This is a genomic window from Streptomyces sp. NPDC002790, assembly GCF_040295505.1.
Classification (GTDB): domain Bacteria; phylum Actinomycetota; class Actinomycetes; order Streptomycetales; family Streptomycetaceae; genus Streptomyces.
Genome location: NZ_JBEOVM010000039.1, coordinates 48,782 through 55,665 on the forward strand (window position 1 = coordinate 48,782; position 6,884 = coordinate 55,665).

General features: G+C 68.0%; 9 protein-coding genes. 4 read left to right on the plus strand and 5 right to left on the minus strand.

Annotation, left to right across the window (positions count from 1 at the left end; translation table 11 throughout):
- Positions 1 to 3: 3 nt before the first annotated feature.
- From ABT004_RS19340 to ABT004_RS19360, 5 genes are read right to left on the minus strand one after another with little or no spacing between them, the layout of a single operon-like run.
- The gene (locus ABT004_RS19340; protein WP_351338220.1) at positions 4 to 990 is read right to left on the minus strand and encodes a glycine betaine ABC transporter substrate-binding protein; all 987 of its coding nucleotides are present in this window, start codon (positions 988 to 990) and stop codon (positions 4 to 6) included.
- A 14-nt stretch (positions 991 to 1,004) separates the two neighbouring features.
- Positions 1,005 to 1,877, minus strand: a complete 873-nt coding sequence (locus ABT004_RS19345; RefSeq protein WP_351338222.1) for an ABC transporter permease — start codon at positions 1,875 to 1,877, stop codon at positions 1,005 to 1,007.
- Positions 1,874 to 3,157, minus strand: a complete 1,284-nt coding sequence (locus ABT004_RS19350; protein WP_351338224.1) for a betaine/proline/choline family ABC transporter ATP-binding protein — start codon at positions 3,155 to 3,157, stop codon at positions 1,874 to 1,876. Before ABT004_RS19350 ends, ABT004_RS19345 begins: the two co-directional genes overlap by 4 nt.
- Positions 3,150 to 3,797 carry an ABC transporter permease gene (locus ABT004_RS19355; RefSeq protein WP_351338225.1) on the minus strand — a complete coding sequence of 216 codons (648 nt, stop codon included), beginning with the start codon at positions 3,795 to 3,797 and terminating at the stop codon, positions 3,150 to 3,152. The genes ABT004_RS19350 and ABT004_RS19355 overlap by 8 nt, the downstream gene beginning before the upstream one ends.
- Positions 3,798 to 3,831: 34 nt before the next feature.
- A complete protein-coding gene (locus ABT004_RS19360) occupies positions 3,832 to 4,302 on the minus strand; it encodes an Lrp/AsnC family transcriptional regulator (RefSeq protein WP_351338227.1) in 471 nt (156 codons plus the stop codon).
- Positions 4,303 to 4,451: 149 nt separating this feature from the next.
- Between ABT004_RS19360 and hppD the strand changes: the two genes are divergently transcribed.
- Genes hppD through nthA form a run of 4 tightly spaced genes read left to right on the plus strand, consistent with a single transcriptional unit; the run spans position 4,452 to position 6,785 of the window.
- Complete coding sequence (hppD, locus tag ABT004_RS19365; RefSeq protein ID WP_351338229.1) at positions 4,452 to 5,597, plus strand: 4-hydroxyphenylpyruvate dioxygenase; 1,146 nt, start codon at positions 4,452 to 4,454, stop codon at positions 5,595 to 5,597.
- 31 nt (positions 5,598 to 5,628) lie between these two features.
- On the plus strand, positions 5,629 to 5,913 hold the full coding sequence (locus ABT004_RS19370) for a hypothetical protein (protein ID WP_351338232.1): 285 nt from the start codon (positions 5,629 to 5,631) through the stop codon (positions 5,911 to 5,913).
- Complete coding sequence (locus ABT004_RS19375; RefSeq protein WP_351338235.1) at positions 5,906 to 6,208, plus strand: SH3-like domain-containing protein; 303 nt, start codon at positions 5,906 to 5,908, stop codon at positions 6,206 to 6,208. The genes ABT004_RS19370 and ABT004_RS19375 overlap by 8 nt, the downstream gene beginning before the upstream one ends.
- A complete protein-coding gene (nthA, locus tag ABT004_RS19380; protein ID WP_351338238.1) occupies positions 6,198 to 6,785 on the plus strand; it encodes a nitrile hydratase subunit alpha in 588 nt (195 codons plus the stop codon). The genes ABT004_RS19375 and nthA overlap by 11 nt, the downstream gene beginning before the upstream one ends.
- The last annotated feature ends 99 nt before the right edge of the window (positions 6,786 to 6,884 follow it).

Below are 6,884 nucleotides of genomic sequence, written 5' to 3' on the forward strand. Positions count from 1 at the left end.
GGCTCACTTGACGAACCCCTCCTTCACCAGCCAGTCCTTCGCCACGTCGTGCGGGTCCTGCCCGTCGACGTCCACCTTCGCGTTGAGGTCCCTGGCGACGGTGTTGTCGAGCTTCTTCGTGATCGGCTCCAGGACGTCCGCCATCGCCGGGTACTTCTTGAGCGCCTTGCTGTTGATCGAGGGCGCCGCGTTGTAGTTCGGGAAGAACTTCTTGTCGTCCTCCATGACGTTCAGCTTCATCGCCTTGATCCGGCCGTCGGTCGTGTAGACCTCGCCGTAGGTGCAACTCCCCTTGGACGCCTGGGTGTAGATGATGCCGCTGTCCATCTGCGTGAGGTTGGCGGCGGGCAGGTTCATCCCGTACGCCTTCTGCATGCCGGGCAGTCCGTCGGCCCGGTTGGCGAACTCGCTCTCCACGCACAGCGTGACGGCCTTCGGGTTCTTCTTGGCGAGCGCGGCGACGTCGGAGAGCGTCTTGGTGCCGTACTTCTTGAAGTTGGCGTCGTTCATGGCGAGCGCGTAGGTGTTGTTGAGCGAGGCCTGCGGCAGCCAGGTGATGCCGTTCTTCTTGTCGGCCTTGCGCACGGCCTCGTACTGCTGGTGCGGGTCGGTGATCGGGTCCGAGTTGCCGAGGTACGTGATCCAGGCCGTGCCCGTGTACTCGTACATGGCGTCGGCGTCACCGGACTTGATGGCCTCGCGGGCGCCGATGGAGCCCTGGATGCCGGTCCGGTCGAGGACGTCCGCGCCGGCCGCCTTGAACGCGATGCCCATGATCGCGCCGAGCACCAGCTGCTCGGTGAACTCCTTCGACGTGACGGTGATGTCCGCGCCCGCCAGGGGCTTGTCCTTGCCGATGGAGCCGGGCTGCACGTCGTCGACCAGCGGGCTGCCACTGGTCAGTCCGCAGCCGCTCGCGAGGAGCGCGATCCCGCAGCTCGCCGCGACCGCCACCCGCACGCGGTACTTCACAGGCTTCACGGGTTTCATGTGCTTCACGGGACTCATGTGCGCACCTCCAACCCGCGCGGGCGCAACAGCAGTTCGGCCAGCGAGGCCAGCCAGTCGACGAGCAGGGCCAGCGCGATCGTCAGGATCGAGCCGAGCATCAGGACCGGCATCCGCTGGTTGGTGATGCCGGTGGTGATGAGGACACCGAGGCCGCCGCCACCGCCGAAGGTGGCCAGCGTCGCCGTACCGACGTTGAGGACGAGCGCCGTGCGCACGCCCGCGAGGATCAGCGGTACGGCGAGCGGGAGTTCGACCTTGCGGAGCACCCCCAGCTGCGACATCCCGATGCCCTTCGCCGCTTCGAGCAGCGTCGGATCGTTGGCCTTCAGGCCCGCGATGGTGTTGGAGAGAACCGGCAGAATCGCGTAGATGATGATGCCGATCAGGGCCGAACGCTCGCCGATGCCCAGCCAGATGACGAGCAGGGCGAGCAGGCCGATGGCCGGGGTCGCCTGGCCCATGTTGGCGATCGCCAGGGCGAACGGGGTGGCCTTGCGGAACATCTTGCGGGTCAGCAGGATCCCCAGCGGGATCGCGATGATCAGCACGAAGAACGTCGAGATCACCGTCAGGGTGATGTGCTGGCGCAGCGCCTTGCCCACCGCGCCGCCCGAGATGGCGTTCTCGGAGATCGTGTCGAGGTCCGCGTTGCGGAACCAGAGCCACGTGATCAGCAGGACGAGGATCAGGAACACCGGAAGGAACGTCAGCTTCTTCCAGGTGATGCGGGACGGTTCCTTGCGGGTGGGCGGCGCGGGCGCCTCCTGCTCGCCCTGGCCCTCGTCGCGGAACGCGAGGCCCTTGACCTCGTGCTCGCCCTCGGGGCGCGCGCCCTTCGGAGGCGACTTTCGGGACGGAGTGCTCACGCCTTCACCTCCCCGTCGGTGCCCTGGGAGCCCTCCTGCTCCAGATGCGTCTGCTCGGCGCGCTTCTCCTCCAACTCGTGCTGGTGCTCGACGGCTTCGAGGCGGTCGGCCTCCAGGAGTTCGTGCACGGAGTTCATCAGCGTCTCCATGTCGACGACGCCCTCGTACGCGCCGCGTCGCCCGGTCACCGCGACACGGCCCGCGTTGTCCGTGAGGACCGCTTCGAGGGCGTCGCGCAGCGTCGCGTCGTACGTCACCGTGTCGTGCACGAGGGTGCCCGCGCGGGCGAGGGAGCCCTTGGCGCGCATCAGGTCGCCGCGGCGCAGCCACTTGTAGGGACGGCCGCGCTTGTCGAGCAGCAGCAGCTCGTTCGTGCCGGCGGCCCGCAGCTTGTTGAAGATGTCCTGCAACGGGTCGTCGACGCTCACCGTCGGATAGTCGGTGACCTCGACGTCGCGTACGCGGGTGAGGTTGAGGCGCTTGAGGGCGGCGCCCGCGCCCACGAACCCGGAGACGAAGTCGTCCGCCGGGTTGGTGAGGATCGCCTCCGGGGTGTCGAACTGCGCGATGTGCGACTTCTCGCGGAGCACCGCGATCCGGTCGCCGAGCTTGATCGCCTCGTCGAAGTCGTGCGTGACGAAGACGATCGTCTTGTGCAGCTCGTGCTGGAGCCGGATCAGCTCGTCCTGGAGGTGGTCCCGGGTGATCGGGTCGACGGCGCCGAACGGCTCGTCCATCAGCAGGACGGGCGGGTCGGCCGCCAACGCCCTTGCCACGCCCACGCGTTGCTGCTGCCCGCCGGAGAGCTGACGCGGGTACCGGCCGTGGTACTCGGCGGCGTCGAGACCGACGAGATCGAGCATCTCCTCCACCCGCGCCTTGATCTTCGACTTGGACCAGCCGATCATCTTCGGCACCAGCGCGATGTTCTGGGCGACCGTCATGTGCGGGAAGAGCCCGGAGGACTGGATCGCGTAGCCGACCTTCCGGCGCAGCTTCACCGGGTCCATGTCGGTGACGTCCTCGCCGCCGATGCGGATGCGCCCGCCGGTCGGCTCGATCAGGCGGTTGATCATCTTCAGCGTCGTGGACTTCCCGCAGCCGGACGGGCCGACGAAGATGATCAGCTCGCCGGGCTTGATCTCCATGTTGACGTTGTCCACGGCGGGCTCGCTGGAGCCGGGGTAGCGCTTGGTGAGGTTCTCCAGCTCGATGCTGGCGCCGGACGGCTGCGGGGTCCCGGACGCCTCGGGGGCTTCGGTCGTCGTGGTGTCAGGCACGGATCCCCCTCGGGATGGTCAGCCGTCCGATGAGGACGTACGCGGCGTCGAAGAGCAGGGCGAGGATGATGATGCCGAGCGTTCCGGCGAGCACCTGGTTGAGCGCGTTGGCGCTGCCCAGGGAGGCGATGCCGCGGAAGATCTCGTTGCCGAGTCCGGGGCCCGAGGCGAACGCGGCGATGGCGGCGATCCCCATCAGCATCTGCGTGGAGACCCGGATCCCGGTGAGGATCGGCGGCCAGGCGAGCGGCAGCTCCACCTTGAACAGCCGGGCGGTCCGGGACATCCCGATGCCCTTCGCCGCGTCGATCAGCGCGGGGTCGACGCCGCGCAGGCCCACGATCGCGTTCCGCACGATCGGCAGCAGCCCGTACAGGGTGAGCGCGATGACGGTCGGCGCGACACCGAGGCCCACGACCGGGATCAGCAGACCGATCATGGCGAGGGAGGGGATGGTCAGAATGGTCGAGGTGGCGGTCGTCGCCAGGTTCCCGGCCCATTCACTGCGGTACGAGACGATGCCGATGGCGATGCCGATCAAGGTCGCCAGGAGCATGCACTGGAAGACGGCGCTCGCGTGCTGATAGGCGTCGGCGAGCAGCTGCTGGTGCCGGGCCGACAGGTAGTCCCAGAAGTTCATCGCACCTCACTCCCGGGCGGTGCTCGGATAGCCGTCAGGAATCTCCTGACGCCTGCTCCACCAGCGGGATGATCCGCAACGGAACAGGATTTTCCATGACGATCGCCGTGGAAGCCCGGACGATGCCATCAAATCCGACAACCCGGTCGATCACACGTTGAAGATCCGCGTTCGAGCGGGCCACGAGCCGGCACAGCATGTCCCCGCTGCCGGTCGTCGTGTGCAGTTCCAGGACCTCGGGGACGCCACCCAAATGGGTCCTGACGTCGGCTCCTTGCCCCTGCCTGATCTGCAGCGTCGCGAACGCGGTGACCGGGTAGCCGAGCGCCGCGGGGTCCACCTGGGGGCCGAACCCGCGGATGACTCCGTTCGAGGTAAGCCGGTCGAGGCGGGCCTGCACGGTGCCGCGCGCCACGCCGAGCCGGCGGGACATCTCGAGCACCCCGATCCGGGGCTCGCGCGCGAGCAGCACGATGAGCCGCCCGTCCAGATCGTCGATCGCCATGTACGCCTCCGTCGCCGTCCCGTCGCCGCCCCGTCCCCGGGTGGTCACCCTGTACAAGCAGCCCGAAGAAACGGGCCGTGCACTGGTCACATTGCCCAGCAAAAACGCAAACTATTGCGCACCTTGCGGACCGGCGGGAACCTCACGGTATGACGCAGACCACACACCACACCCCCGACACCGCACGGCAGGCCGACCCCTTCCCGGTCAAGGGGATGGACGCGGTCGTCTTCGCCGTGGGCAACGCCAAGCAGGCCGCGCACTACTACTCGACCGCCTTCGGCATGAAGCTCGTTGCCTACTCCGGACCGGAGAACGGCAGCCGAGAGACGGCCTCCTACGTCCTCACCAACGGCTCGGCCCGCTTCGTCTTCACCTCCGTCATCAAGGCCGCCAGCGAGTGGGGCCGCTTCCTCGAAGCGCATGTGGCGGCGCACGGCGACGGCGTCGTCGACCTCGCCATCGAGGTCCCCGACGCGCGCGCCGCGTACGCCTACGCGACGGAGCACGGCGCCCGCGGCCTCACCGAGCCGTACGAGGCGAAGGACGAGCACGGCACCGTCGTGCGCGCCGCCATCGCCACGTACGGCAAGACCCGCCACACCCTCGTCGAGCGCACCGGCTACGACGGCCCGTACCTGCCCGGCTTCGCGGCCGCCGCCCCGATCGTCGAGCCGGCCGAGCAGCGCACCTTCCAGGCCATCGACCACTGCGTCGGCAACGTCGAACTCGGCAAGATGAACGAGTGGGTCGGCTTCTACAACAAGGTCATGGGCTTCACGAACATGAAGGAGTTCGTCGGCGACGACATCGCGACCGAGTACAGCGCGCTGATGTCGAAGGTGGTCGCGGACGGCACCCTGAAGGTCAAGTTCCCCATCAACGAACCCGCCATCGCCAAGAAGAAGTCCCAGATCGACGAGTACCTGGAGTTCTACGGCGGTGCGGGCGTCCAGCACATTGCGCTCGCCACGAACGACATCGTCGCCTCGGTCAAGGCCATGCGCGCGGCCGGAGTCCAGTTCCTGGACACCCCGGACTCGTACTACGACACGCTCGGCGAGTGGGCGGGCGAGACCCGCGTGCCCGTCGAGACGCTGCGCGAGCAGAAGATCCTCGTCGACCGCGACGAGGACGGCTACCTGCTGCAGATCTTCACCAAGCCGGTCCAGGACAAGCCGACCGTGTTCTTCGAGATGATCGAGCGGCACGGCTCCATGGGCTTCGGCAAGGGCAACTTCAAGGCGCTCTTCGAGGCGATCGAGCGGGAGCAGGAGAAGCGCGGAAACCTGTAGATCTTCCAGGGAGCGCGTTTAGGCTGGCCGTATGGCCAGGATGAACGACGTAGGCGGAACGACAGGGTTCGGCGCCATCGACACCAGCGATGACGCCGAACCCTTCCACGCGGACTGGGAGGCGCGGGTCTTCGCGCTCCAGCGCGCGCTGCTCGTCCAGAAGGTCTTCAACCTCGACGAGTTCCGGGACGCGATCGAGACGATGCCGCCGCAGGAGTACCTGGCGGCCTCGTACTACGAGCGCTGGTTCCACGCGATCCGCACGCTCCTCGAACGCAAGGGAGTCATCGAGGAGGGGGCGCTCGACCGTGTCTGAGTCCGAGCAACCCGCCTACGTAGCCGGTGACTTGGTCCGTACGTACCGGCACGACCCGCCGCACCACACCCGGCTGCCGCGCTACGCCCGCGGCAAGCTCGGAGTCGTCGTCGAGCCGGAGGGCCGGGCGCCGCTCGCCGACGTGCGGGCGCAGGGGCGGGGCAACGCGCCCGACGAGATGATCTACGCGGTGCGGTTCGCGGCGCGTGAGCTGTGGGGCGAGGGCGGGCACGACGTGGTCCTCGACCTGTCCGAGAGCTACTTGCGGAAGGCGGGGCCCGGCGATGAGCGGTAACCATGACGACGCGGTGATCTCCCGCCAAGTACGGCTCCTGGAGAGCCTGTTGGAGGAGAAGGGCATCGTCGGCGGCGAGACGGTCGACGAGGTCATCGACGGGTTCCTCGCGGGTGCGTCGCCGGTCAACGGGGCGAAGGTCGTGGCCCGTGCCTGGATCGACCCGGCGTTCAAGGCGCGGCTGCTCGCGGACGGTTCGACGGCCGTCGCCGAACTGGGCTTCTCCTCCGGGGGAGTTCAGCCCCAGCGGCTGCGGGTCACCGAGAACACGGAGAGCGTGCACAACATGATCGTGTGCACGCTGTGCTCCTGCTATCCGCTGCGGCTCCTCGGGCCGTCTCCCGGCTGGTACAAGAGCGAGGCGTACCGCTCCCGCGTGGTCCGCGAACCCCGGGCTGTACTGGGCGAGTTCGGAGTCACGCTGCCCGATGCCACCAAGGTCACCGTCTGGGACTCCAGCGCGGAAACCCGCTACATGGTCCTGCCACGCCGCCCCACCGCCACGGATGCCCTGAGCGAGAACCAACTCGCCGCCCTGATCACCCGCAACGGCCTGATCGGCACGGCGCTGGTGTAACCCGTGTGAGCCCGGTGCGGCACATTCAAGCCCCTGCGGCGATTGAGCAGCGGGGTCCGGGGCAGAGCCCCGAGTCGTCAACCCCGGCACCGCCAGATC